The organism is Sphingomonas sp. G-3-2-10 (assembly GCF_012927115.1).
Classification (GTDB): Bacteria; Pseudomonadota; Alphaproteobacteria; order Sphingomonadales; family Sphingomonadaceae; genus Sphingomonas.
The window spans coordinates 2752591-2776843 of sequence record NZ_JABBFY010000001.1 but is presented as its reverse complement, the minus strand read 5'-3'; the positions used below and the strand labels follow the sequence as shown (position 1 = coordinate 2776843).

Genomic DNA, 24253 nt, shown 5'->3' with positions numbered 1-24253 from the left:
AAACGGACTCGCGATGTTTTGGCGCTGGGTGCGGCTGCTTCTGGCGCTGCTCGCGCTGGGGATCGCGGCCTATGCGCTGGCGGTGGCCGTGGGGTTCACGGTTCCCGCCAATCGCGGCTGGGTGCAGGCCGATAGCGGCGTGCGCATCTATGTGATCGACAATGGCATCCACACCGATCTGGTGCTGCCGCTGGTGGCCGGGGGCGAGGATTGGCGCGATCTGGTGAAGCCGGACGACCTGCGCGATCCGCGGCAGGCGGGGCAGGGCTATCTCGCCTTCGGTTGGGGCAATCGCGATTTCTATCTCAACACGCCGAGCTGGTCGGAGATGAGTCCGAAACTGGCGATCGGCGCATTGTTCGGCGGGGGCGGCACGGTGCTGCACGTCGTCCATCTTTCCGAGCCGCGTGTGGGGGCCAAGGTGCGCACGATTCTGCTGCGGCCCGACGAGTATCGCCGCCTCGCCGCATTCGTGCGCGGGACCTTTGGGGCAGGACCGAGCGTTGGCGGCTATGGGTCGAACGATGCCTTTTACCCGGCGAAGGGCGGGTATAGCGCGATCAACACCTGCAATGCCTGGACGGGCCAGGCGTTGCGCGCGGCGGGCGTGACGATGGGCAGCTGGACGCCCTTTCCCTTCGGAGTGATGCAATGGCTGTAGCCGTACGGGACGAGACCAGAGCGCCGCATCCACTGGCGGCATTCGCCGAGCCGGCGCGCGCGGCGTGGAACGTGGCGGAGCTGATGCTGGCGCAGGACCAGCTCAAGGCAGCGCCGAAGGGCGACGGGCGGCCGGTGATGCTGCTGCCCGGCCTGTTCAATTCGGACCGTTCGAACTTCGTGATGCGCGGCTTCCTCGAGAAGCTCGGCTATCGCGCGTTCGGCTGGGAGCTGGGCCGCAATTTCGGGGTGCGCGCGGTCGGCCCCGAAGCCGAGCGGCTGATCGAGCGGATCGAGGCGATCCGCGACGAGACGGGCGAGAAGGTGACGCTGATCGGCGTGTCGCTGGGCGGGATCATGGCGCGGCTGGTGGCGCACCGGCGGCCCGATCTGGTGCGCGAAGTGATCACCGTGAGTTCGCCCTATGCGGGGTCACCGACCGCAACCAATGTGTGGCTGGCGTTCGAGCTGATCACCGGCGAGAAGATTTCGGACGAGTCGGTCAAAGCGCGATCCGCCGAAGCGGCCGCGCCGCTGGACATTCCCACCACCGCGATCTGGAGCCGCAGCGACGGGCTGGTCAACGGCCTGATCTGCCGCGACGAGCATTGCCGGTCGATCGAGATCAACTCCAGTCATATGGGCGTGCAGTTGAAGCCCGAGACGCTGCTGGCGATCGCGGACGTGCTGGCTGCTAGCGGCGGATCCTGACGAACCCGGCGGCGGCGAGCGCGTTCAAGGCGGCGCGGTCCAGCGAGGCGGCGGGCTGCGGACCATCGCGAAGATTGTCGATCAGGGCGAGGATCGCGGGGGTCGCGGTCATGCTCGTCCGCCCAGCCACCAGTTTGCCCTCATTCGTGATCGCCGGCGGCAACGACAGATTCCATATGGCAAAGGCGCCCGGCGCATCGGGATCGGGAGTCTCCAGATCGAGATGCAGCATATGGGCGCGGCGAGCGGCCCACAGGTCCGAACGCCGTCGGGCGGCTTCGGGCAGCGACTCGATGCCGGAGAAGCGCTGTACCGGCGCGGTCAGCAGCGGATCATCGAAAATCCTGCTGGCTGGCGCGTTCCGGATCAGCAGGCCGAGATGCAGCGAATCGCCTTGCGGGACGCAGCGGTGCCGCTGGCCGCAGGGGACGTAGAGCAGGTCGCCCTGCCGCATCATGACCGCATGCGCGAGGGGTGGTTCGGGCGTGCCGGGATCGCTCTCCGACGGGAGCGCGCACGCAGGTTCGGGATCGCCATGAAAATGCCATAGCTTGGCACCGGCCAGCTGGACGATCAGCAGATCCTCGCCGTCATAGTGCAGGGGCAGCGCCGATGCGCCGAACGAGGCGACCAGCCCGGCCAGCACGGGCCCCTGCAACCAGCGCTCCGCTTCGCAGACAAGGCCGTGAATTTCCGGATCGGCGGTCTCGAGGTGCCGGACCACGAGTGTGCCGCCCTGCAGCGCCAGCGTGCGCAGGGCCGCGGGGCGAAGCACGCCGTCCGATACGGCCTGTACCTTTTCAAGGTCGATCTTGCGGTTGGCGAGATAGAAGCTGACATGATCGGCGGGGATGGCGCGGCGTGCGAGCGCAGCCCCCAGCATATCGAGCGAATATACGCTCCGGACCGCGCCGAGCGCTCCGGGAAGGTGGAGGATCGCGCGCGCTCTCATGCGTTCGCGCAGCGTCTCGTCCGGCAGCGCGGCGCGAATGGCGGTGATCAGGTCGGACATTCGCGGTTACGTTTCCCCCGGGGACGAGGGATAGCAGCCCGGGACGTGAGGTGGAAGTTCAGCGGTTCCGGTTGCCGCCGGGATGGGCGACGAAGCCGTCATAAGGGCCGCAATTTTCGGGATCGCGCTGGCACTCTTTCTCGTGCGCGCGGCGTTCGCGGCCTTCGCGTTCCTCGGCCTTGCGCATCTTCTTGCCATAGTTGCGATCGGATTCGGACTGGCTGGTGGTGGCCATATCGACTGCCTTGCCGCCAGCCTTCACCGGCAGCGTGACCACGTCGAACGCGGTCTTGGCGATGCAGCCGCTCAGCAGCAGCGAGGAACCGGCCAGCGCCGGCAGAAGAAACAAGCGCATGATAGCCCCCTCAACGCGCGGAGGACCGGTAGGTCTCCCTCGCCTGGAACCCTATGTACGGATAATCCGTGAAGAATCCGTCCACGCCAAGTTCAAGGTATGACAAGATTTCGGCGGCGAGATCGCCATGCTCGGCCGGATTGGTGCCGGTGCGGAAGGCGGTGTTGAGGAAGATATTCTCGGCGCGGAAGGTCCAGGGATGGACTTTCAGGCCGGCGGCATGGGCATCGGCGACGAGGCTGGTCGCGGGGCCATTGGCAGGCAGGATCATCGTCTTCTCCGGACCGATCCCATAAGCATAGGCAGCGACGGCGCGCAGGCCCTCTGGCGTGACCATCGCTTCATAGCTGGGAAAGGCGCGATCGGCCGGCGCCGCGCCGGGCTTGACCAGCTGGATCAGCCGCACGCGGGTCATGCCGTGGAGCTGGCGGAGATTTTCGACTTCGAACGACTGGATGAAGACCGGGGCGTCGGCGCGGTCCCAGCCGGCGGTCTTCAACGCTGCGACAAGGCGCGCTTCCAGCGGCAGGCCGATCGACGCGAAATAGGCGGGGTGCTTGGTTTCGGGATAGATCCCGATGGTGCGCCCAGTCTCCGCGCTGGCCTTTTTCGCGAGCGCGATGACTTCTTCGAACGTCGGGATCACCGCCTGTCCGTCCCATGCCTTGTTGGCCGGGCGAAGCTGGGGAAGGCGTTCCCTGGCGCGCAGGGTGCGGAGTTCGGCGAGGGTGAAATCCTCGGTGAACCAGCCCTTGATCGCCACGCCGTCAATCGTCTTGGTCGTGCGGCGCATCGCAAATTCGGGATGCTGCGCGATGTCGGTGGTTTCGGAAATCTCGTTCTCGTGCCGGGCGACGAGGTGTCCGTCCCTGGTCGGCACCAGATCGGGTTCGATGAAATCCGCGCCCTGTTTGATGGCCAGTTCGTACGACAGCAAGGTGTGCTCGGGCCGCTCGCCGCTGGCCCCGCGATGCGCGATCAGAATGACTTTGGACTCCCCCTTCATGGCGCCGCTGTGCACGGCGGCGCAACCCTGCGCCAGCAGCAACAGCAACATCGCCAGCAATGGTCTCGCCATGACCCTCTCCTCTGGGTAGCAAGCGTAGCGCGTGGAGATGACGGGAGCGAGACGTGGCGGACAATGACAGCGTGCTGGCGGCCGCCCGCGCGTGGAAGGGCGGGCGGATGGCGCTCGCGACGGTCGTTTCGACCTGGGGCTCCGCACCGCGCCCGCGCGGCAGCCACATGCTGGTGCATGCGGACGGCCGGTTCGAGGGATCTGTCTCCGGCGGGTGCGTCGAGAGCGACATCCTCGCCACCGCCGCCGATGTGATCGCGGGTGCGCCGGCGGCGGTGCGCAGCTATGGCGTCGAGGATGCGGCGGCGTGGGAAGTCGGGCTGCCGTGCGGTGGGCGCATCGAGGTGCTGGTGCAGCCGGTGAGCGAGGCGGGGTTCGCGCCCGGCCTGTTCGACGCGATCGATACGGCGCGGGCCGAGGGACGCTCGCTCGACATCGCGACCGATCTGGGCACCGGGCGGAGCGGCGCGGGCGGAGACTTCGTCAATCGCTACGATCCGCCGCGCCGGTTGCTGATCGTCGGCGCGGTGCAGATCGCGCAGGCGCTGGCGGGGCTGGCGCGCGAAATGGGGATCGCGACGGTGGTAATCGATCCGCGAGGGAGATTTTTGACGCCCGAGCGGTTTCCCCAGGTGATGCTGGACGACCGCTGGCCCGACGAGGCCGTCAATTCGCTGAGGCCCGACGCCGCGACTGCCGTGGTGACGCTGAGCCACGATCCCAAGATCGACGATCCGGCGCTGATCGCGGCGCTTGCGTATCCGACCGGCTATGTCGCGGCCCTGGGGTCGCGACGCAGCCAGGCGGCGCGGCTGGAGCGGCTGGCGGCAGCGGGCATGTCGCCCGAAAATCTGGCGCGGATCGAGGGGCCTGCCGGTCTCGACCTCGGCGCGATCGGCCCGGCCGAGATCGCGCTGTCGATCGCCGCGTCGATGGTCAGGACCTTCCATGCTCACGCCTGAACAGACCGTCCTCGTCCTGCTGGCGGCGGGACGCTCGCGCCGGTTCAACGATGGCGACAAGCTGGCCGAGCGGTTTCTCGACAAGCCGCTGGCCTTTCATGTCGTGACCGCGCTGGAAGCCATACCGTTCATGGCGCGGGTGGCGGTGGTGTCGGGCACGAGCCTCGACTTTGCCGGGCGCGGCTATCGCGTGGTCGAAAATCCCGATCTCTCGCTGGGGCAGGCGCGGTCGCTGTGTCATGGCGTGACGGTGGCGAAGGCGATGGGCGCGGAAGCGGTGCTGGTCGCGCTGGCGGACATGCCGCGCGTCACCGCCGGGCATATCTATCGCATGTTCGATCGCGCCGATGCGCCGGACATCGTGGTCGCGTCGAGCGACGGCGTGCAGCCGATGCCGCCGGCGCTGTTCGGCAAGGACCGGTTCGACGAGCTGATGGCGCTGGAAGGCGATCAGGGCGCGCGGAATCTGGTCCGTGGCGGGCGCCATGTGGTCACGACGCCCGCCGAACTGGTCGATATCGACACGCAGGACGATCTGCGCGAGCTTCGCGAACTGTACGGCATCGCCAGCGACGCCGAACCGCCTCAGGCCGCCGCGCAGTCCTGATCATTCGTGGCGGAGCGCGTCGATCGGGTTGAGGCTCGCGGCGCGGCGGGCAGGGAAGTAGCCGAACACGATGCCGATCACGGCGGAGATCAGGAAGGCGATGAGGTTGATCTGCGGATCGAACATCCATTCCACCTGCATCACCGGCGCCAGCCCGGCCACGACGCCCTGAGCGAGCAGCAGCCCGATCAGTCCGCCAAGGCACGACAGCACCACGGCTTCGGTCAGGAACTGCAGCAGAACTTCGTTTGCCACCGCGCCGATCGCTAATCGGATGCCGATCTCGCGCGTTCGCTCGGTGACCGAGACGAGCATGATGTTCATGATCCCGATCCCCCCGACGACGAGGCTGATGCCTGCCACCGCGGTCACGATCTGGGTGAGCAAGGTCGTCACGCCGGTCAGCGTCGCGCTGATCTGGGCGGTGTCGAAAATGTTGAAATCGTCCTGCTTGCCGCCGGTGATGTTGCGGCGTTCGCGCAGCAGGCCGGAGATCGAGTTCTGGACCTGCTGGCTGTCATAGGCCGGATCGGTGCCGACCAGCATCAGGCGGATGTCGCGATTGCCGGTGAAGCGGCGCTGGACCTGCTTGATCGGCATGATCACGACATCGTCCTGATCGCCCCCGAAACCGGCCTGTCCGCGCGTCGAGAGCACGCCGATCACGTCGCACGAAATGCCGTTGACGCGCAGCCGGTCGCCGACCGCGCTGCCGCCGCGGAACAGGTTGGTGCGCACGGTATTGCCGATGATGCACACGCCCTTGCCGGCCTGTTCCTCGGCAGTCGTCCAGATGCGGCCCTGCGCCAGCGGCCAGGGCTGGACCTGGAAGAAGGCGGCGGTGGTGCCGTTGATGGTCGTCGACCAGTTGGCGCCATTGTAGATCGCGGTGCCTGTCGTCTGCGCCTGCGGCGCTACGGCCGTGACGCCTTCAACCTGCTCGCGCACCGCTTCGACATCGGCTTCCTCGAAATCGGGCGGACGCGGCCCGCCGCCGCCACGGCCGAAGCCCTGACCCGGGCGGATCTGGAGGATGTTGGTGCCGAGACTCGCCACCTGCTGTTGCGCGGCCTTGGTGGTCGCCTTGCCCAGCGTGACCATCGCGACCACCGCCGCGACGCCGATGATGATGCCGAGCGTGGTGAGGAACGAGCGGAGCTTGTGGCGCGAGATCGAGCGGATCGCGAGGATGAGGGTGGTGCCGAACATCAGGCGCTTACTCCCGCCGCTTCGCCGGCTTCGATCCGTTCGACCAGCCCGTCCTTGAAATGGATGATGGTGCGCGCGAACGCCGCCATGTCGGGCTCGTGGGTGACCATCAGCACGGTGATGCCGCTGTCGCGGTTGAGGCCGGTGAGCAATTCCATGATCTCGACCGAGCGTTCGGAATCGAGGTTGCCGGTCGGTTCGTCGGCGAGCAGCACGTCGGGATTGGTGACGATGGCGCGCGCGATCGCCACGCGCTGCTGCTGGCCGCCGGACAGTTCGGCCGGGGTGTGATCCCACCAGTCCTTCAGCCCCACCTTGTCGAGCGCAGCCATCGCGGTGTCGCGGCGCGTGGTCTTGCTGTCGCCGCGATAGAGCAGGGGCAGCTCGACATTCTCCAGCGCCGAAGTGCGCGAGAGCAGGTTGAACCCCTGAAACACGAAGCCGAGATATTTGCGGCGGAGCAGCGCGCGCTGATCGCGGTCGAGCCGTTCGACATGCACGTCCTTGAACAGGAACTCGCCGCCCGAAGGCACATCGAGACAGCCCAGAATGTTCATCGTCGTCGACTTGCCCGAACCCGAAGGCCCCATCACCGCGACGAAATCGCCGGCCTGAATGTCAAGATCGATGCCCTTCAGCGCCTGAAACTCGGTGGCGCCGGCGCCATAGACCTTGGTCACGCCGCGCATCCGGATCAGCGGCGAAACGTCAGCCGCCGGTGCCACGCTGGCCTCCACCCTGACCGCCCGACCCCTGGCGGCGCTGGCCGCCGCCCTTGGTCTGGCCGCTATTGCCGCTGGCGAGCTGGCCGGTGATGACCTTCATGCCGGGCTTGAGGTCGCCGCCGGTGATTTCGGTGACCGATCCGTTGGTGTCGCCGGTCGTCACCTGCACCGCCTGCGGTTTGCCGTCGTCGCCGAGGATATAGACGGTCTGCTGCGCGCCGCGCTTCGTCGTCGCGGTCTTCTCCGCATTGCCGCGTTGGCGGCGGGGGGGGGCGAGTGCGCCGGTGATGCCGCCGGACGAGGCGGTGCTGCCCGTCGTCGGAGCGGCAGGCGTGAAGCGCAGCGCGGCATTGGGCACCAGCAGGACGTTCGGCTGCGCCTTGGTGGTGATCTCCGCCGTGGCGGTCATGCCGGGGCGCAACTGCTGTTCGGGATTGGAGACGCTGAGGATCGCGGCATAGGAGACGACCTGCCCGGTGGTGGTGCTGGTCGTCGTGGTCGTCTGGGCTGAGAGGTTGGAGCCGAGATCGACGCGCGTGATCCGCGCGGGGAAGGTGCGACCGGGGAAGGCGTCGACGGTGAAGGTCGCGGGCTGGCCGTCCTTCACTTCGCCGACATCGGCTTCGTCGATCGCGACCTGCAGCTCCATGTTCGACAGGTCTTCGGCGATCACGAACAGGGTCGGGGTGTTGAACGAAGATGCGACGGTCTGGCCCGCGTCGATCTGGCGCGCCAGCACCACACCGTTGACGGGCGAGCGGATGACCGCGCGGTTGCGCTGGGTCTGGTTCGACGACAGTGCGGCGCGCGCCGAAACGACATTGGCCTGCGCGGCGCGGACATTGGCGATCGCGCGGGCAAGCGCGGCCTGTGCCTGCTCCATCTCGACCTTGGCGGGAACGCGTCCGCCCGACAGGCGGCTGACTTCCTGAAGCCGGGCAAGCTGGGCCTGTGCCTCCGCGACCGTCGCCTGATTCTGCGCGACGGTAGCCTGCGCAGCGTTCAGCGCGGCGGCGCTCTGGGTGATCGCATCGTCGAGGCGCGCGGTATCGATCACTGCCAGCGCCTGACCCTTGGTCACGCGATCGTTGACGTCGACATAGACCTTCTCGACCAGACCCGAGAGTTCGGAGCCGACCTGAACCTGATTGGTCGGCGCGAGCTTGCCGGTGGCGGAGACGGTGACGGTCAAATTGCCGCGCTCGACCGCCTGCGTCGCATATTGCACTTCCTCGCTGCCGCCGAAGCAGCGCGACAGGAGCAGCACGCTGGCGATCACGACGAAGCCGATGATGATCCAGCGCATGTAGCGCCGCCACCAGGGCGCGGGCTTTTCGCCGAGGAATTCGTTGAGCTTCTGATCAGCCATTGCGTGCGCCCGTTTCGGGAATGGAGGAAATGTCCCAGCCGCCGCCCAGCGCCAGATAGAGCTGGATCAGGGCGGTCGCCTGATCGGCCTGCGCCTGTGCGAGGCCGTTTCGGGCCGAGAGCAGTTGCGACTCGGCGGTGTTGAGGGTGGTGAAATCGGTGAGACCCGAGCGGTATTGCATCCGCGAGAGGATCGCCGAGTTGTTGGCGGCTTCGTAGGCGATGGCGAACTGGCGCGCCCGCTCCTGCGCCGCGCTCAGCGAGACGATCGCATTCTCGACATCCTCGAGGCCGGTCAGGATCGTCTGCTTGTACGAAAGGAACGCGCCTTCCGCCGCCGCTTCGTTCGACCGGACCTGGCTGCGCAGGCGTCCGCCGTCGAAGATCGTCTGCGCGAGGCCGGCGAACAGGCGTCCGCTGATCGCGTCGAACACCGTGGAGAGCGCGCCGCCGCCCGAATCGAGACTGCCGCCGATCGACAGCGCGGGATAGAGCTGCGACTGCGCCACGCCGATCCGCGCGGTGGCGGCGGCGAGATTGCGTTCGGCCAGCCGGATATCGGGGCGCTGGCGCAGCGTATCGGCGGGAATGCCCACGGCGACGCTGGCGGGCCCCTTGGGAATAGGCCGAACGGCTTCCATCTCGGCCTTGAGCGCGCCGGGGGCCTGCCCCGTCAGCACGCCGAGGCGCGAGACGAAGCCGTTGTAGCTGGCTTCGATCGTCGGGATCGACGCCGCGGTCTGGGCGCGGGCTGCGCGGGCCTGTTCGGCGTCGAGCGACGAGACCAGCCCGGCCTGAACGCGAAAACCGGCGATCTCCAGATTGTCGTCCTGAATGGCGAGGCTGTCGCGCGCATTGGCGAGCTGGAGCTGGGCGAGGCGCGCAAGGACATAGTTGCGGGCGATCTCGCCCTGCACCGAGACCAGCACGCTCGCATAGTCGAACCCGGCCGCCTCGAGCGCGGCGCGCGAGGCTTCGACGCCGCGCCGCACGCCGCCGAACAGATCGACCTGATAGCTGGCGTCCGCGCCGATCGAGAAATTGTCGTTCTGGGTCGAGAAGTTGGAGCCGGCGATGGACAGGTTGCGCGAATAGCCCGCCGATCCGCTGATCGTGGGCAGCAGCGAGGCGCGCGACTGGACCAGCGATTCGCGGGCCTGGCGCAGCCGGGTGACGGCCTGCGCCACGTCGAGATTGGCGGTGCGCCCCTGTTCGACCAGCTTGCCCAGCATCGGATCGTCGAAGCGCGACCACCAGCGAGTCAGGTCCTCGGGATTCTGCGGGTTCGCTGCGACCGAATAGGTATCGGGCACGCCGAGTTCGGTCGCGCTTTTCGGGCGATAGTCCGGGCCGACCGTGCAGGCCGTAAGCGGCAGTGCAGTGGCGAGGAGCAGGGCGATTGGGCGTCTGACCATTCGGGCAAGATGGTTTCGAACCCGATTCAGTTCCACAAAAACTATGTCGCAGTTTGTCGCAATCATTGCCGGATCGCCGATCGGCGCGATGACGTAAGGGAAAACTGCGCCTTGCGCGGGGCAGGCGCTTGGGCAAAGAGCGAGCGATACCCTAGCCGCGGAGAGCCCGATGAGTGAGAGCGTCTATCCCGTTCCGGACGAGTGGGCACGTCGCGCCCGGGTCAATGCGGAAGGGTATGAGAAGCTCCACGGCCGCTCCATCGCGGACCCGGGTAGTTTCTGGCTTGAGCAGTCGCGCCGGTTGGATTGGGTGAAGCGTCCGGAGCTGGCGGGAGACTGGTCGTTCGACGAGGCGGATTTCCACATCAACTGGTTCGCCGACGGCAAGCTGAATGTGTCGTCGAACTGCATCGACCGGCATCTCTCGAAGCTGGGCGACCAGACGGCGATTATCTGGGAGCCGGATGAGCCTTCGGAAGAGGCGCGCCGCTTCACCTATCGCCAGTTGCATGCCGAGGTCTGCCGCTTCGCCAATGTGCTCAAGGCGCAGGGTGTGAAGAAGGGCGACCGCGTCACCATCTACATGCCGATGATCCCCGAGGCCGCGTTCGCGCTGCTGGCGTGCGCGCGGATCGGGGCGATCCATTCGGTGGTGTTCGGGGGCTTCTCGCCCGAGGCCTTGGCCGGGCGCATCACCGATTGCGACAGCGCATACTGCATCACCGTCGACGAAGGCCGCCGCGCGGGCAAGAAGGTGCCGCTCAAGGCCAATGTCGATGCGGCCGCCAATCACTGCACCGCGCTGAAGAAGGTGATCGTGGTCAAGGCGACCGGCGGCAATGTGACGATGCAGGACGGCCGCGACATCTGGTATCACGAAGCCGCGGCGCAGGTTTCGGCCGATTGCCCGGCCGAGCCGATGAACGCGGAAGACCCGCTGTTCATCCTCTACACCTCGGGTTCGACCGGGAAGCCCAAGGGCGTGCTGCACAGTTCGGCCGGCTATCTGCTTTGGGCGAGCTACACCCATGAGCTGGTGTTCGATTACCGCCCGGGCCAGATCTACTGGTGCGCGGCGGATATCGGCTGGGTCACCGGGCACAGCTATATCGTCTATGGCCCGCTCGCCAATGGCGCGACGACCTTGATGTACGAAGGCGTGCCCAACTGGCCCGACGCCAGCCGCATCTGGCAGGTGGCGGACCGCCACAAGGTCGAGATCCTCTACACCGCACCCACCGCGCTTCGCGCGCTGATGCGCGAGGGCGACGAGTTTGTCGCCAGGACTTCGCGAAAGTCGCTCAGGCTGCTCGGCACGGTCGGCGAGCCGATCAATCCGGAAGCATGGCGCTGGTATCACGAGATCGTCGGCGAAGGCCGCTGCCCGATCATCGACACCTGGTGGCAGACCGAAACCGGCGCGGCGCTGATCGCCCCGCTGCCCGGCGCGACTGCGCTCAAGCCGGGCAGCGCGACGCGGCCGCTGCCCGGGGTCGATCCGCAGATCGTGGATGCCGAGGGCAATGTCCTGACCGGCCCGACCGAAGGCAATCTGTGCATCGCGCGCAGCTGGCCCGGGCAGATGCGCACCGTATGGGGCGATCACGAGCGCTTCTTCCAGACCTATTTCACCACCTATCCGGGGAAGTATTTCACCGGCGACGGCTGCCGCCGCGACGAGGACGGCTATTACTGGATCACCGGCCGGGTCGACGACGTCATCAATGTAAGTGGCCACCGCATGGGCACCGCCGAAGTCGAAAGCGCGCTGGTGCTCCACGCCAAGGTCGCCGAGGCTGCGGTCGTGGGCATGCCGCACGACATCAAGGGGCAGGGCATCTACGCGTACGTGACACTCAATTCGGGCGAGGAATCCTCCGAGGCGTTGCGCACCGAGCTGCGCAACTGGGTGCGCACCGAGATCGGCCCGATCGCGACGCCCGATGCGATCCAGTTCGCGCCGGGCCTGCCCAAGACGCGTTCAGGCAAGATCATGCGCCGAATCCTGCGCAAGATCGCCGAAGGCGATGTGTCGTCGCTGGGCGATACCTCCACGCTGGCAGACCCCGCTGTGGTCGACGATCTCGTCGCCAACCGCGTGGGGTGAGGACTTCTACGCCCTCATCGCGGCGTTTGTCCCGCTTGACCAACTAAGGCTCATTTTTGTGCTCCGGCGAAGGCTGGAGCGTTGGAAATCGAAGCATGACGCTGCCTGTGCTCCGGCCTTCGCCGGAGCACAGTTGCTTGCTGGGCAGGCGGGGCCCAAACAAAGCCGGGGTGACGCAGTAGTCATGCTCGTGCGCTGAGTCGCCGCGGACATTTACGCGAAACGATCATCTGTAATGCGCTTTCGCTCCACCTGATCCCGGTCCAGCCGCGTTTCGTCCACCGTGCGGGGACGCGCTGTTGCTGGCCTTGGGGCGGGCCGATATAGTTTCATAAGACACTTTCAAGGGGCTTCACGAATGAAACTCAAGACCTTGCTTCGCCTGTCGGCGGGCGCTGCGCTGCTGGCCGTTTCGGTCCCCGCGCTTACCCAGGCTGTGCCGAACGGCCCGCGCTACGGCAGCTTCGGCGTCGATCTGACCACCATCGACAAGTCGGTGAAGCCGGGCGACGACTTCTGGGCCTATGTCAACGGCGGCTGGGACAAGCGCACCGAGATCGCGGCCGACCGTGCTTCGGCCGGTTACGGCGTCAAGCTGACCGAAGAAGCTGAAACAAACGTCCGCACCATCCTCGACGATATGGCGAAGAATCCCGCGCAGTTCGGCGCGAAGGGCAAGCAGATCGGCGATTTCTACGCCAGCTGGATGGACGAGGCAGGCATCGAAGCGCGCGGCACCGCGCCGCTGAAGCCCTATCTCGACCGCATCAACGGCGCGAACGACAAGGCCGCGCTGCAGGTGCTGTTCGCCAGCACCGGCTATCAGTCGCCGGTGGGCCTGGGCATCATCCCCGACCTCGCCGATCCGTCGCGCTACACCGCGGCCGTGGGTCAGGGCGGCCTCGGCATGCCGAGCGACTATTACCTGCTCGAAGGCGAGAAGTATGACGGCTTCCGCAAGGCCTATCGCGCGTACATCCAGCGCATCCTCGAGTTGACCGGCGTTGCCGATGCATCGGCCAAGGCCGACACGATCTTCACGCTGGAAACCGCGATGGCCAAGGTCCACTGGACTCCGGTCCAGAGCCGCGACATCGCCAAGCTGAACGATCCGCAGAGCCTCGAAGGCCTGGAGAAGAAGGCCCCGGACTGGGATTGGGCGCTGTTGCTCAAGACCGCGGGCGTCGACAGCTCGCCGACCGTCCTGATGACCCAGAACACCGCGCTGACTGCGCTGGGCAAGATCTTCACCGACACCTCGGTGCAGACCTGGAAGGACTATCTGACCTTCCACTTCGTCAGCAGCAACGCGGCCTATCTGCCCAAGGTGTTCGACGACACGCGCTTCGGCTTCTATTCGACCACCCTGTCGGGCGTGAAGACCAAGCGCGAGCGCTGGAAGCGTGGCATCCAGATGGTCAACGGCGCGCTGGGCGAGTCGGTCGGCGAAATCTATGTCGCACGGCACTTCCCGCCGGCGGCGCAGAAGCAGATGGGCGAGCTGATCGAGAATCTGCGCGGTGCGTACAAGGAGCGGATCGAGAAGTCGTCGTGGATGGACGATGCGACCCGCGCCGCCGCGCTGAAGAAGCTGGCCGCGTTCGAACCGCGCATCGGTTTCCCCGAGAAGTATATCGATTATTCGTCGCTGTCGGTCGACCGCAACGACATCCTCGGCAACGTGATGCGCAGCGGCGAATTCGAGCATCAGCTCGAACTGCAGCGCTTCCCCAAGCCGGTCGATCGCTCGCTGTGGGGCATGACCCCGCAGACGGTGAACGCCTATTACAACCCGCTGGCGAACCAGATCACCTTCCCGGCCGCGATCCTGCAGGCGCCCTATTTCGACATGAACGCCGATCCGGCGGTCAACTATGGTGCGATCGGCGCGATCATCGGCCATGAAATGGGCCACGGCTTCGACGATCAGGGCAGCCAGTTCGGCCCGACCGGCAAGTTCGAGAATTGGTGGACCGAAGCATCGAAGAAGGCGTTCGCGGCCCGCACCGCGGCGCTGGGCGCACAGTTCGATGCGTTCGAGCCGCTTCCCGGGCTGCATGTGAAGGGCGCGCTGACGATGGGCGAGAATATCGGCGATCTCGGCGGCGTCGAGGCAGCCTATGGCGCATACCAGCGCTATCAGGCGACCCACGGCAAGGCGAAGGTGATCAACGGCCTGACCGGCGATCAGCGCTTTTTCCTGTCCTATGCCCAGGCGTGGCAGAGCAAGTCGCGCGACGATGCGCTGCGCAATCAGGTGCTGACCGATCCGCACAGCCCGGCCAAGTATCGCGTCAACGGCATCGTCCGTAACGTCGACGCCTGGTACGTCGCGTTCAACGTGAAGCCCGGCGACAAGCTGTACCTTGCGCCCAAGGATCGCGTGAAGATCTGGTGAGCCTGGCTACCGGCTGAAATGAGGACGGGGCGTCGCACGAAGGTGCGGCGCCCCTTCTTCGTTGGGATGGCTTCGTTCGTGAGGCGTTGCGCCTACCAGTCTTCCCAGCAGGTGTAATAGTCGCCCCACAATCGACGGCAGGCGAGCGTGAGCCCAAGACGATCCGCACCCTTTGCCTGCATTTCTTTCCCGCCGGGATCATAGACGGTGCTGCCCCAGAACAGTCGCATCTCCTCGACGCGAAATGCCACGCGCACCGGTGGTCCGGGGGCGACCGTATAAAGGATGTCGCCCCTACGTCCGTGGCGCTCGCTCGGGTTCGCTTGCGCGTGGGCGATTATGGCCTCGTATCGATCGCGATCCACGTTCAGCCGGATCAGGCTGGCGAAGAAATTTCCCGCGTCGAACAGTGGTACGATCGTCACTACGCTGGCCACGAGCAAAAGCGGCGCAAGGGCAATGGCAAGCGCCCGCTTTCGCTTCGTGATCGGCGGAACCGGCAGCTTCATGCCGTGGTCGATCCAGATGAGGGTGCCGATCACCGTCACGATCAGCGCAATGGGGATCAGCAGAGCGAGCAGATGCCCGATGGTGGTCGACCAGACCCCGATAAATCCTGTTATCAGCGGGATGACAGCAATCAGTGCGTAGAATCTGAACATCCGCCTGAGATGATCGGCCATCGCTCAATCTCCCCGTGCGGAATGCTGGTCTTTCGCGGCTGCCCTCGCATCATTTTTCGCGAATTCGCGCAGCGCGTCCTTGCCGTTCCAGCGCGCGGTTCGGTCCTGCGACTCCGCCAGCCGCGTCGCGGTTTCGCGCGCGGCGGTCCGCAACGCCGGATCCTTCTTCCCGCCGATCGCGCGCAGCGCCCAGTTGACGCCCTTCTTCACGAAATTGCGCTCGTCGGTCGCTGCGCCTTCGATCAGCTTCAACCCGCCGAGGTAATCGGCCTGCTTTCCGTGCAGCGCGAGGCAGGCAAGCAGCGCGAAGCCTGCCCGCCTGCCGAACTCGTCGTTCAGCCGCGCCCATTCGGCGACCTTGGCGGGTGCATGAGGCACCCGGTCGAACAGTTTGAAGCAGGCGGTGTCGGTCACGCCCCAATTGTCGAAACCGGCGCGCCAGCGGTCCATCTGCTCCGGCGTCACCTTCGCGGCATCGTCGATCAGGATCGCGGCGAGCCGCGCTTCGTACCAGCCGCTCTGCCATAGCGACTCAGCCAGTTCATGGTCGTTCCGCAGCGGCTTTGCGATTGCCTGGATCGCTGCCATCGGCACGCCCCATGCCTGCTCGACATGGATGCCGAATTTCGGCCCCATCCGCTCGCGGTACGAAAGCAAAGAGGCGGCCTGCAGGGACTGCAGGACCGCCTCGGTGCGTTCGGTGAGGGTCAAGGCGACCCGTCTCCGGTCAGCGAGTCTCGCCGTCGGTCTTGATGCCGGCAGCTTGCGGCTCGCCCAGCTCGGATTCGCCGGCCAGCTGGTCGTCCTTCAGCGTGTCGAGGTGCATCCACCGCTTCACGATCGGGCTGAGCAGCAGCACCACGACGCCCACGCCAATCGCGATCCAGCCGAACATGTCATAGATGCTCAGCAGGCCGGACTTGGTGATCACGCCGTCATGACCGCCGGTGGCTTCGCCGATCTTGCCGGCGACGAAGTTGCCGACAGCCGTCATGTAGAACCAGGCGCCCATGATGAGCGAGGCGAGGTATTTCGGCGCGAGCCGGTTCATCGCCGACAGGCCGACCGGCGAGAGGCAGAGCTCCGCGGTGGTCGCCAGCAGATAATAGGCGAAGACCAGGATCACCGGAGTCATCACTTCGATGCCCCACGCCTTGGCGCCCCACACCAGCACCAGATTGGCGAGACCCATCTGAAGCAGCGCGATGCCGAACTTCGCCGGCGCCGAGGGCTCGAGCCCGCGCTTGGCGAGCATCTGCCACACCGCGGCGAACAGCGGCGCGAAGAGGATGATGTAGATCGGATTGATCGACTGGAAGATGCCCGCCGGCACGCCGCTGCGATCGACGAACTTGTCGGTGAACTGGTTCATCGAACCGCCCGCCTGCTCGAACAGGCCCCAGAAGATCGGGTTGAGCGAAATCAGGAACAGGATCGCGAACATCCGCTCGCGCGCTTCCTTGGGCAGCTTGAAGCTCTCGAAGAGAACATAGCCGAGCAGCGCGATGCCCGAGACGGCGAGCAGGCCCTGGATCACGTCCTGATACTGGACCAGCGCCCAGATCACTGCGACCGACGCGAAGCCGACGCCATACAGCATCATCTCGCGGTTGCGCGCCAGCGGCGCCGGCGCTTCGCCCGCGCCGTTCAGCGCGCCCTTGCCGAGCACGAACACGACCAGACCCGCGAGCATCCCGATGCCGGCAAGACCGAAGCCGAAGCCCCAGCCGATCGTCTGGCCGAGATAGGCGACCAGGATCGTGCCGAGCGCGGCGCCGACATTGATGCCCATGTAGAAGATCGTATAGGCCGCATCGCGGCGCGTGTCGGTCAACTTGTACAGCTGGCCCACCATCACCGAGATGTTGGCCTTCAGGAAGCCCGAGCCGACGATGATGAAGGCGAGTGCCGCCCAAAAGACGTTGATCGTCGGGTCGTCCTGGCCGCCGGTGCCTTCCACCGCCATCAGCGAATGGCCGACGGCAAGCAGCAGGCCGCCGAACAGCACTGCCTTGCGCTGACCCAGATAGCGATCGGCCAGATAGCCGCCGAGCACCGGCGTGATGTACACCAGCGCAGTATAGGCGCCGTAGATCACGTTGGACTTGGCTTCGGAGTAGAGCCAGTGCTGAGCCAGATAGAAGACCAGGATGGCGCGCATGCCGTAGTAGGAGAAACGCTCCCACATCTCGGCGAAGAAGAGCATGTACAGGCCCTTGGGGTGCCCGGCGAACTCCGGCTTCCGGCTGCTGGCGATCAGCGCGCCCGCGCCAAGGAAGACGAAGAGCATGATCGTCGCGATTGCGGCGATCCAGTCCGCTTCCGCCCATAGGGCCATCGGTTTGAATTGAGGCAAGGTTGTATCCCTTTGAATAGCGCTCGCCCTGCGCAATTCCGCTAGGACGATGAATGGGTTGGGAACCTAACGCCTCAATCCGTGATGCCAAGCGCATTGTGACCGATAGGTTTCACGGCCTGCGCATTGTGCAATGGCGCGGAGCCGCCTAGCTGGGCGGCATGATATTCAACGATCGCACTACGCCGCTGTCGCTCCTGAAGACTCGCCGGTCGGGCAAGCCGCGCGACCTGATCGCGCCGGGCCCGGACCTCGACCAGCTGCACGAGATGGTGGCGATCGCATCGCGCACGCCCGATCATGGCAAGCTGTTCCCGTGGCGCTTCGTGATCGTGCCCGACGATGCGCGCGCGGCGCTGGCGGCGAAGCTGGGCGAGATCGTGATGGCGGAAAAGGCCGATGCCGGTCCGCGCGACGTGGAGGCGGCGGCGCAGTTCGCGACTCAGGCGCCCGCGCTGGTGGTGGTGCTTTCCACCCCGGTTCAGGGGCATAAGGTGCCGGTGTGGGAGCAGGAATTGTCGGCGGGCGCGGCGTGCATGAACCTGCTCCACGCCGTCCACGCAATGGGCTTCGCCGGCGGCTGGCTGACCGGATGGGCGACCTATTCGGACGCGGTGCGCGACCTGTTCGGCAAGGAAGGCGAGAAGATCGCCGGGTTCATGTTCATCGGAACGCCGGCGCGCGAGCTTGAGGAACGGCCCCGTCCGGCCCTGTCCGAAATCGCACAGATCTGGTCGCCATCGCCCAACGGCGGCTGAAAATGGCGCTGGACGGACACTGTATTTGGTGTATTATCACACCATGACAGCGCTCGAACATGACGACAGCCCGGTATATCTGAAGCTCCGTGCGACGATCGCCGCAGCCATCCTGCGGGGACAGTTCCGCGCGGGGGACCAGCTTCCTTCGGTGCGCGCGCTGGCCGCCGAGCATGGCGCGAATCCGCTGACCGTGGCGAAGGCCTATCAGAGCTTCCAGGACGATGGCTATGTCGAGGTTCGCCGCGGCGTGGGCATGTTCGTGCTGCCCGGCACGGTCGAGCGGCTGCGCATCGCCGAGCGCGAGCGGTTCCTGAACGGCATGTGGCCCCGCGTGCGCGAACATATCGCGCTGCTAGGGCTCGACGCGAACGAGCTGCTGGACCGCGAACTGGCCTGATCCCGTGAGCGACTTGCCCGAACCCCAGCCGTCGCAAGGCGAGCCAAATCCGGGTTCCTGGCGATCGACGATCCGCTTCGTCATCCTGCTGTTCGCGGGGGTCTTCACCTTCCAGACCGTGGCGGCCAAGCCTTTCTACATCCCGTCCAGTTCGATGATGCCCGCTCTCGTGAAGGGCGACCGGCTGGTGGTGACCAAATATCCCTATGGCTGGTCCTACGCTTCGCCTTCGATCCACGGATCGACGGTGATCCCCGGCCGGTTGCTCGGTAGCCTGCCCGAGCGCGGCGACATCGTGACGGTGGCGCGGCTGGGCGACGGGGCGGACCTGATCAAGCGCGTGATCGGCCTGCCCGGCGATACGATCGCCGTACAGAACGGCGTGGTGATCCTCAACGGCCGCGAGGTGAAGCGCGTGGCGCACGGCACGGCGATGCTGCCGGTCGATGCGAACCTGCCGTGCGACGGGGTACTGGGGAAGTTCCAGCGGCAAGGCGCGGACGGCAAGCTGCATTGCGAGCTGCCGCTGTTCCGCGAGACGCTGCCCAACGGGGTCAGCTATGACACGATCGATCTGGGACCCGACTATCTGAGCTTCGGCGACAATTTCGGGCCAGTGACCGTGCCCGCCGGGCATGTGTTTCTGATGGGCGACAATCGCGACCAGTCGGCCGACAGCCGCTTTCCGCTACCGACCGGGCTGGGCGGCGCGGTGCCGGTCGAGAGTCTGGGCGGGCGCGCGGAATTCGTGACACACAGCTATGACGGCAGCGGTTCGGCGATCAATCCGCTGAGCTGGGTCACCTCGCTGCGCGGCGGTCGTGCGGGCGAGAGCCTGAGGCCCGCGAAGGACTGATGCTGGTCATCACCGGCACGTTCCGGGTGCCGCCTGCCAATCTCGATGCTGCCCGCCCGGTGATGGCGGCGATGATCGCCGCGAGCCGGGCCGAAGCGGGATGCCTGCATTACAGCTATGGCGAGGACGTGCTCGAGCCCGGCCTGATCCATGTGACCGAGCATTGGGAAACGGCCGAAGCGCTGGCCGCGCACGGGCAGGTGGATCACATCCGGGCGTGGCGCGCGGCATGGCCGGGGCTGGGTATCGGCGCGCGTGACCTGACGCTGTTCGATGCGGATGAGGGGCGGGGGATTTAGCCACGCCTCTCACCGCGACCGGGTGATATTATGCCGCGAACGTCTCCGCATCGATCGCGTAGAGCATTTCAGCCTTCGCCATCGCCGCGGCCTTCAGCCCCAGAGCCTCGGGGACGATCTGCTCGACATAGAAGCGTGCGGTGGCCTGCTTCATCTTCAGGAAGGCCGGATCACCTTCCGAGCGCGCTGCGATGCGGCCCGATTCCTCCATCAGCCAGCCGCAAACTGCGGTGGAGAGCATGGTGAGGAAAGGATAGCTTGCCGCCAGCCGGTCCTCCACGTCCGACGAGAGCAGATTGCGCGCGACTTCGTCGCAGGCGTCGATCAGGTTGACCAGCGCATCCCCTTCGGCATCTCCGCGCATCTCGTCGAGCAGGCTCAGCAGTGTCCCGCCATTGTCCATGCTCAGCTTGCGCCCGACCAGATCGGCGGCCTGGATGCCGTTGGTGCCTTCATAGATCGGGAAGATGCGCGCATCGCGGAAATGCTGGGCCGCGCCGGTCTCCTCGATAAAGCCCATGCCGCCATGCACCTGCACGCCGAGCGACGCGACTTCGTTGCCCAGATCGGTGCCGTGCGCCTTGGCGAGCGGGGTGAGCAGCTCGACGCGCGCCTTGGCCTTCGCATCGCCAGCATTTGCGCGGTCGAGCTGGCCGAAAGCGAGATAGACCAGCGCGCGGGCGGCCTGGGTCTGGGCCTTCATCCGCATCAGCATCCGGCGCACATCGGGATGCTCGACGATCGCGACGGGCTCGCGGCTGGGCGATCCGGCGCGGGCGGACTGGATGCGTTCGCGGGCATAGGCCACGGCGCGCTGGGTGGCGCGTTCGGCCACTTCGACGCCCTGCAGGCCGACATTCAGGCGCGCATTGTTCATCATCGTGAACATCGCGACGATGCCGCCCATCTCGTTGCCGATCAGCTCGCCGACGCAATCGTCATTGTCGCCGAAGCTCAGCACGCAGGTGGGCGAGGCGTGGATGCCCATCTTGTGTTCGATCGAGACGGTGCGGACATCGTTGAACTCGCCCGGCGTGCCGTCGGCGTTGAGGCGGTATTTGGGCACGAGAAACAGCGAGATGCCCTTGGTGCCCGCAGGCGCGCCGGGCGTGCGGGCGAGGACGAGATGGACGATATTGTCGGCCATGTCGTGATCGCCGAACGAGATGAAGATCTTGGTGCCCTTGATCAGGAAGGTGCCATCGCCGCGCGGGGTGGCGGTCGAGCGCAGCGCGCCGACATCGGACCCTGCCTGCGGCTCGGTCAGGTTCATCGTGCCGGTCCATTCGCCGGTGGCGAGCTTGGGCAGATACGCGTCCTGCTGCGCCTGGCTGCCGTGATGCACCAGCGATTCGATCGCGCCGACGGTCAGCATCGGGGCGAGCGCAAAGCCGATATTCGACGTGCCGAGCGTCTCGATCACTGCGGTGGCGAGGCTGACCGGCAGGCCCTGGCCGCCATAGGCGACCGGCGATCCGATCGTGCCCCAGCCGCCTTCGACATAGGCCTTGTAGGCCTCGACGAAGCCTGCCGGCATCACAACGCCCGTCTCGGTCCACTTCGCGCCAACCGTGTCGCCGGTCCGTTCCAGCGGCGACCATTCGCCCGCGGCGAACTGGCCCACACCCTCGAGCACCGCATCGACCAGATCGGGCGTCGCTTCCTCGGACAGTTCGTGCAGCCGCACGATATGATCGAGAACGAAGCGCTGTTCGGCAGTTGCGGGCGTGAAGGTCATGCGTCCTCTCTTGTCGCTTTATCGCGGGCGCTATAGCGCCGCTTTGGTGACGACGACAAATCCCCTTGTCTTACCGTACGGCGAGGCCGCGATCGCCGAGGCCGCGCGCGTGATTCGCGCCGGCGGATGCGTCGCGGTACCGACCGAGACGGTCTATGGGCTCGCCGCAGACGCGACCGATTCGCGCGCCGTCGCCGGGATATACGAAGCCAAGGGGCGCCCTTCGTTCAATCCGCTGATCGTGCATGTGTCCGATCTGGCCGCCGCCCAGCGGATCGCCGTGTTCGACGATATCGCGCGCGATCTGGCGGCGCGTTTCTGGCCGGGGCCGCTGACGCTGGTGCTGCCGGTACGGCCCGAGGCGGGGATCGCGTCGCTGGTGACGGCGGGGCTGGATACGATCGCGATCCGCGTGCCGCGCCACCGGGCGATGCAGGCGCTGCTGGCGGTGACCGGCAAGCCGCTCGCCGCGCCTTCGGCCAATGTCAGCGGCGGGATCAGTCCCACCCGCGCGGCGCACGTCGCGGCCAGCCTGAGGGAAAGAATCCCGCTTGTGATTGATGACGGCGCGACCGAGGCGGGGCTGGAATCGACCATCGTGCGCGGGACGGAAATCCTGCGGCCGGGTCCGCTGACTGCGGAAGACCTGTTCTCCGGCGAAGGCCGGAGCCCTGAAGGCTCGATCGAATCGCCTGGTCCCGCAACGCTCCGGCCTTCGCCGGAGCACGGGACGGTGGTTGCGCCGGGGCAGCTCGACAGCCATTACGCCCCGTCCAAGCCGGTCCGGTTGAATGCGGCTGGAGCGGAAGACGGCGAATGGCTGATCGGCTTCGGCGCGGTCGCGGGCGATGAAAGCCTTTCGGCGAGTGGCGACCTGACCGAAGCCGCCGCGAACCTGTTCGACGCGCTGCACCGCGCGGACGCGACGGCTGCCGCCACCATCGCGATTGCGCCGGTCCCCGAAACCGGCATCGGCATCGCCATCAACGACCGCCTGCGCCGCGCCGCCCATCCGCGCTGAGCGGGCGATCTTTACACCCACGAAACGAGGGCGCAGTCTCGTGCCTTCATTTGTCCGCATGCGGGACCCGTGCGGCGCAACGGAGGGCGGACATGACCAATGTGCAGCGCGGACTTGCCGAACTGATCGGCACCTTCTGGCTCGTTTTCGGCGGCTGCGGCAGCGCGGTGCTGGCGGCCGGTCTTCAGGATGTGGGGATCGGGTTCGCGGGCGTCAGCCTTGCCTTCGGTCTCACCGTCCTCACAATGGCCTATTCGATCGGGCATATTTCGGGCTGCCATCTCAACCCCGCCGTGACCATCGGGCTATGGGCGGGCGGGCGCTTTCCGGCGAAGGACATCCCGCTCTATGTGATCGCGCAGGTCTTGGGCGCGGTGCTCGCGGCCGGGCTTCTGTGGTATGTCGCCAGCGGCGCGCCTGATTATGCGGGTGGGCTGGCGTCAAACGGCTTCGGCGATCATTCGCCGGGCGGCTACACCTTCGAAGCCGCAATGACGATCGAAGTCGTGCTGACCTTCATCTTCGTGCTGGTCATCATGGGATCGACCGACAGCCGCGCGCCCGCGGGCTTCGCGCCGATCGCGATCGGGCTGTGCCTCACGCTGATCCACCTGATTTCGATCCCCGTCACCAACACGTCGGTGAACCCCGCGCGCAGCACCGGCCCGGCCCTGCTCGAAGGGGGGATCGCGCTGGAGCAGCTGGTCTGGTTCTGGGTCGCGCCGATCGTCGGCGCGCTGATCGGCGGGGTCGTTTACCGCGCGCTCGGCGCCGACGCGACGGTGCGCCCGCCGGTCGAAGGCGCGGCGCTGCCGGGGAAAGAGGACTGATCTGTCAAAACGCGCGGAAGAGCGCGCTTTGAAGCGGTACCGGCCCGCTCCCTCACCCGGCCACCCATAGAATATACTTCCGTTGGGTGGCCCGCTGGGGGAGCGGGCCGGTGCCGCTATGCGCCGTCAGACGCATCGAGAACGCATTACCCCTCCGCCGCTGCCTTGCTGCGCGCAGCGAAGCTCTTGCGGAGCTTCTTGAGCTTGGGCGGGATTACGGCGAGGCAATAGGGGTTCCGTTGGCCTTCGCCTTCCCAATATTGCTGGTGATAATCCTCGGCCGGCCACCAGGTGCCCAGCGGCTCGATGGTGGTGACGATCGGCGCGGGCCAGTCGGGCTGGGCGCGCTGGATCGCGGCCTTCGCCTCGGTTTCCTGCTCGGGCGAATGGGGGAAGATCGCCGAGCGATACTGGGTGCCGACATCGTTGCCCTGCCGGTTGAGCTGGGTCGGATCGTGGGTGCCCAGGAACATGTCGAGCAGGTCGCCATAGCTGAGCAGATCGGTGTCGAAGCTGATCCGGATTGCTTCGGCATGGCCGGTGTCGCCGCCGCAGACCTGCTTGTAGGTCGGGCTGTCGACATGGCCGCCGACATAGCCGCTTTCCACCTTCTCGACGCCGATCACGTCGTTGAACACTGCTTCGGTGCACCAGAAACATCCGCCTGCCAGCGTTGCGGTTTCGATCGTCATTCCCGACTCCTTG

Annotated in this window: 24 protein-coding genes; 12 read left to right on the top strand and 12 right to left on the bottom strand. The window is 66.3% G+C overall.

Annotated features, from left to right (window positions below):
- Positions 1 to 13: 13 nt before the first annotated feature.
- Together HHL13_RS14000 and HHL13_RS13995 are read left to right on the top strand one after the other, a co-directional pair.
- A complete protein-coding gene (locus tag HHL13_RS14000; protein WP_169556245.1) occupies positions 14 to 661 on the top strand; it encodes a TIGR02117 family protein in 648 nt (215 codons plus the stop codon).
- Entirely contained in the window at positions 652 to 1371 is a 720-nt protein-coding gene (locus tag HHL13_RS13995) for an alpha/beta fold hydrolase (RefSeq protein WP_169556244.1), read from the top strand. Before HHL13_RS14000 ends, HHL13_RS13995 begins: the two co-directional genes overlap by 10 nt.
- Here the strand turns inward: HHL13_RS13995 and HHL13_RS13990 are convergent.
- From HHL13_RS13990 to HHL13_RS13980, 3 genes are read right to left on the bottom strand one after another with little or no spacing between them, the layout of a single operon-like run.
- Entirely contained in the window at positions 1355 to 2383 is a 1029-nt protein-coding gene (locus HHL13_RS13990) for a cupin domain-containing protein (protein ID WP_169556243.1), read from the bottom strand. The two genes, HHL13_RS13995 and HHL13_RS13990, sit on opposite strands and share 17 nt — an antisense overlap.
- A 58-nt stretch (positions 2384 to 2441) precedes the next feature.
- Positions 2442 to 2738, bottom strand: coding sequence for a hypothetical protein (locus HHL13_RS13985; RefSeq protein WP_169556242.1), 297 nt, complete (start codon positions 2736 to 2738; stop codon positions 2442 to 2444).
- Between the two features lie 10 nt (positions 2739 to 2748).
- Positions 2749 to 3744: a glycerophosphodiester phosphodiesterase gene (locus tag HHL13_RS13980; protein ID WP_240953854.1), complete on the bottom strand. Its 996-nt coding sequence runs from the start codon at positions 3742 to 3744 to the stop codon at positions 2749 to 2751.
- A gap of 125 nt (positions 3745 to 3869) precedes the next feature.
- Here HHL13_RS13980 and HHL13_RS13975 point away from each other — a divergent pair, with 125 nt between their 5' ends.
- Positions 3870 to 4778, top strand: coding sequence for an XdhC family protein (locus HHL13_RS13975; RefSeq protein ID WP_169556240.1), 909 nt, complete (start codon positions 3870 to 3872; stop codon positions 4776 to 4778).
- Positions 4765 to 5385 carry a nucleotidyltransferase family protein gene (locus HHL13_RS13970; protein WP_169556239.1) on the top strand — a complete coding sequence of 207 codons (621 nt, stop codon included), beginning with the start codon at positions 4765 to 4767 and terminating at the stop codon, positions 5383 to 5385. The genes HHL13_RS13975 and HHL13_RS13970 overlap by 14 nt, the downstream gene beginning before the upstream one ends.
- Here HHL13_RS13970 and HHL13_RS13965 read toward each other — a convergent pair whose 3' ends face one another.
- From HHL13_RS13965 to HHL13_RS13950, 4 genes are read right to left on the bottom strand one after another with little or no spacing between them, the layout of a single operon-like run.
- Positions 5386 to 6594, bottom strand: a complete 1209-nt coding sequence (locus HHL13_RS13965; RefSeq protein ID WP_169556238.1) for an ABC transporter permease — start codon at positions 6592 to 6594, stop codon at positions 5386 to 5388.
- Positions 6594 to 7283 (bottom strand): ABC transporter ATP-binding protein, encoded by a 690-nt coding sequence (locus tag HHL13_RS13960; protein ID WP_169556968.1) that lies wholly within the window; start codon positions 7281 to 7283, stop codon positions 6594 to 6596. Before HHL13_RS13960 ends, HHL13_RS13965 begins: the two co-directional genes overlap by 1 nt.
- Positions 7284 to 7302: 19 nt before the next feature.
- A complete protein-coding gene (locus HHL13_RS13955; protein WP_169556237.1) occupies positions 7303 to 8688 on the bottom strand; it encodes an efflux RND transporter periplasmic adaptor subunit in 1386 nt (461 codons plus the stop codon).
- The gene (locus HHL13_RS13950) at positions 8681 to 10102 is read right to left on the bottom strand and encodes an efflux transporter outer membrane subunit (RefSeq protein ID WP_169556236.1); all 1422 of its coding nucleotides are present in this window, start codon (positions 10100 to 10102) and stop codon (positions 8681 to 8683) included. Before HHL13_RS13950 ends, HHL13_RS13955 begins: the two co-directional genes overlap by 8 nt.
- A 169-nt stretch (positions 10103 to 10271) precedes the next feature.
- Between HHL13_RS13950 and acs the strand changes: the two genes are divergently transcribed.
- Together acs and HHL13_RS13940 are read left to right on the top strand one after the other, a co-directional pair.
- Entirely contained in the window at positions 10272 to 12209 is a 1938-nt protein-coding gene (gene acs, locus HHL13_RS13945) for an acetate--CoA ligase (protein WP_169556235.1), read from the top strand.
- Between the two features lie 358 nt (positions 12210 to 12567).
- Positions 12568 to 14607, top strand: coding sequence for a M13 family metallopeptidase (locus HHL13_RS13940; protein WP_206376930.1), 2040 nt, complete (start codon positions 12568 to 12570; stop codon positions 14605 to 14607).
- Between the two features lie 92 nt (positions 14608 to 14699).
- Here the strand turns inward: HHL13_RS13940 and HHL13_RS13935 are convergent, their stop codons facing one another.
- From HHL13_RS13935 to HHL13_RS13925, 3 genes are read right to left on the bottom strand one after another with little or no spacing between them, the layout of a single operon-like run.
- Entirely contained in the window at positions 14700 to 15290 is a 591-nt protein-coding gene (locus tag HHL13_RS13935; protein ID WP_169556234.1) for a hypothetical protein, read from the bottom strand.
- A 3-nt stretch (positions 15291 to 15293) separates the two neighbouring features.
- Positions 15294 to 16001 carry a DNA alkylation repair protein gene (locus HHL13_RS13930; RefSeq protein ID WP_206376929.1) on the bottom strand — a complete coding sequence of 236 codons (708 nt, stop codon included), beginning with the start codon at positions 15999 to 16001 and terminating at the stop codon, positions 15294 to 15296.
- 16 nt (positions 16002 to 16017) lie between these two features.
- On the bottom strand, positions 16018 to 17628 hold the full coding sequence (locus HHL13_RS13925; RefSeq protein WP_169556965.1) for an oligopeptide:H+ symporter: 1611 nt from the start codon (positions 17626 to 17628) through the stop codon (positions 16018 to 16020).
- A 179-nt stretch (positions 17629 to 17807) separates the two neighbouring features.
- On the opposite strand from HHL13_RS13925, the gene HHL13_RS13920 reads away from it, so the two are divergent.
- The 4 genes from HHL13_RS13920 to HHL13_RS13905 are packed head-to-tail and all read left to right on the top strand — an operon-like array spanning position 17808 to position 19959.
- Positions 17808 to 18404 (top strand): nitroreductase, encoded by a 597-nt coding sequence (locus tag HHL13_RS13920; RefSeq protein WP_206376928.1) that lies wholly within the window; start codon positions 17808 to 17810, stop codon positions 18402 to 18404.
- A 43-nt stretch (positions 18405 to 18447) separates the two neighbouring features.
- Positions 18448 to 18804: a GntR family transcriptional regulator gene (locus HHL13_RS13915; protein ID WP_169556233.1), complete on the top strand. Its 357-nt coding sequence runs from the start codon at positions 18448 to 18450 to the stop codon at positions 18802 to 18804.
- Between the two features lie 4 nt (positions 18805 to 18808).
- Positions 18809 to 19660 carry a signal peptidase I gene (gene lepB, locus HHL13_RS13910; RefSeq protein WP_169556232.1) on the top strand — a complete coding sequence of 284 codons (852 nt, stop codon included), beginning with the start codon at positions 18809 to 18811 and terminating at the stop codon, positions 19658 to 19660.
- The gene (locus HHL13_RS13905; protein ID WP_169556231.1) at positions 19660 to 19959 is read left to right on the top strand and encodes a putative quinol monooxygenase; all 300 of its coding nucleotides are present in this window, start codon (positions 19660 to 19662) and stop codon (positions 19957 to 19959) included. The genes lepB and HHL13_RS13905 overlap by 1 nt, the downstream gene beginning before the upstream one ends.
- A gap of 28 nt (positions 19960 to 19987) precedes the next feature.
- Here HHL13_RS13905 and HHL13_RS13900 read toward each other — a convergent pair whose 3' ends face one another.
- Entirely contained in the window at positions 19988 to 21697 is a 1710-nt protein-coding gene (locus tag HHL13_RS13900) for an acyl-CoA dehydrogenase (RefSeq protein WP_169556230.1), read from the bottom strand.
- A 46-nt stretch (positions 21698 to 21743) separates the two neighbouring features.
- Here HHL13_RS13900 and HHL13_RS13895 point away from each other — a divergent pair, with 46 nt between their 5' ends.
- Together HHL13_RS13895 and aqpZ are read left to right on the top strand one after the other, a co-directional pair.
- A complete protein-coding gene (locus HHL13_RS13895; protein ID WP_346775557.1) occupies positions 21744 to 22718 on the top strand; it encodes an L-threonylcarbamoyladenylate synthase in 975 nt (324 codons plus the stop codon).
- A 92-nt stretch (positions 22719 to 22810) separates the two neighbouring features.
- Entirely contained in the window at positions 22811 to 23548 is a 738-nt protein-coding gene (gene aqpZ / locus HHL13_RS13890; protein WP_169556228.1) for an aquaporin Z, read from the top strand.
- Between the two features lie 146 nt (positions 23549 to 23694).
- Here aqpZ and msrA read toward each other — a convergent pair whose 3' ends face one another.
- Positions 23695 to 24240 carry a peptide-methionine (S)-S-oxide reductase MsrA gene (msrA, locus tag HHL13_RS13885; RefSeq protein ID WP_169556227.1) on the bottom strand — a complete coding sequence of 182 codons (546 nt, stop codon included), beginning with the start codon at positions 24238 to 24240 and terminating at the stop codon, positions 23695 to 23697.
- Positions 24241 to 24253: the final 13 nt, after the last annotated feature.

Excerpts from the sequence above, each read along its gene's own strand:
- aqpZ (WP_169556228.1), top strand. The coding sequence starts at position 22,811 with ATGACCAATGTGCAGCGCGGACTTGCCGAACTGATCGGCACCTTCTGG.
- HHL13_RS13985 (WP_169556242.1), bottom strand. The coding sequence starts at position 2,738 with ATGCGCTTGTTTCTTCTGCCGGCGCTGGCCGGTTCCTCGCTGCTGCTG.
- HHL13_RS13950 (WP_169556236.1), bottom strand. The coding sequence starts at position 10,102 with ATGGTCAGACGCCCAATCGCCCTGCTCCTCGCCACTGCACTGCCGCTT.
- HHL13_RS13995 (WP_169556244.1), top strand. The coding sequence starts at position 652 with ATGGCTGTAGCCGTACGGGACGAGACCAGAGCGCCGCATCCACTGGCG.
- HHL13_RS13920 (WP_206376928.1), top strand. The coding sequence starts at position 17,808 with ATGATATTCAACGATCGCACTACGCCGCTGTCGCTCCTGAAGACTCGC.
- HHL13_RS13915 (WP_169556233.1), top strand. The coding sequence starts at position 18,448 with ATGACAGCGCTCGAACATGACGACAGCCCGGTATATCTGAAGCTCCGT.
- HHL13_RS13980 (WP_240953854.1), bottom strand. The coding sequence starts at position 3,744 with ATGAAGGGGGAGTCCAAAGTCATTCTGATCGCGCATCGCGGGGCCAGC.
- HHL13_RS13955 (WP_169556237.1), bottom strand. The coding sequence starts at position 8,688 with ATGGCTGATCAGAAGCTCAACGAATTCCTCGGCGAAAAGCCCGCGCCC.
- acs (WP_169556235.1), top strand. The coding sequence starts at position 10,272 with ATGAGTGAGAGCGTCTATCCCGTTCCGGACGAGTGGGCACGTCGCGCC.
- HHL13_RS13970 (WP_169556239.1), top strand. The coding sequence starts at position 4,765 with ATGCTCACGCCTGAACAGACCGTCCTCGTCCTGCTGGCGGCGGGACGC.
- HHL13_RS13905 (WP_169556231.1), top strand. The coding sequence starts at position 19,660 with ATGCTGGTCATCACCGGCACGTTCCGGGTGCCGCCTGCCAATCTCGAT.
- HHL13_RS13925 (WP_169556965.1), bottom strand. The coding sequence starts at position 17,628 with ATGGCCCTATGGGCGGAAGCGGACTGGATCGCCGCAATCGCGACGATC.
- HHL13_RS13965 (WP_169556238.1), bottom strand. The coding sequence starts at position 6,594 with ATGTTCGGCACCACCCTCATCCTCGCGATCCGCTCGATCTCGCGCCAC.
- HHL13_RS13900 (WP_169556230.1), bottom strand. The coding sequence starts at position 21,697 with ATGACCTTCACGCCCGCAACTGCCGAACAGCGCTTCGTTCTCGATCAT.
- HHL13_RS13940 (WP_206376930.1), top strand. The coding sequence starts at position 12,568 with ATGAAACTCAAGACCTTGCTTCGCCTGTCGGCGGGCGCTGCGCTGCTG.
- HHL13_RS13960 (WP_169556968.1), bottom strand. The coding sequence starts at position 7,283 with ATGCGCGGCGTGACCAAGGTCTATGGCGCCGGCGCCACCGAGTTTCAG.
- HHL13_RS14000 (WP_169556245.1), top strand. The coding sequence starts at position 14 with ATGTTTTGGCGCTGGGTGCGGCTGCTTCTGGCGCTGCTCGCGCTGGGG.
- HHL13_RS13935 (WP_169556234.1), bottom strand. The coding sequence starts at position 15,290 with ATGGCCGATCATCTCAGGCGGATGTTCAGATTCTACGCACTGATTGCT.
- msrA (WP_169556227.1), bottom strand. The coding sequence starts at position 24,240 with ATGACGATCGAAACCGCAACGCTGGCAGGCGGATGTTTCTGGTGCACC.
- HHL13_RS13990 (WP_169556243.1), bottom strand. The coding sequence starts at position 2,383 with ATGTCCGACCTGATCACCGCCATTCGCGCCGCGCTGCCGGACGAGACG.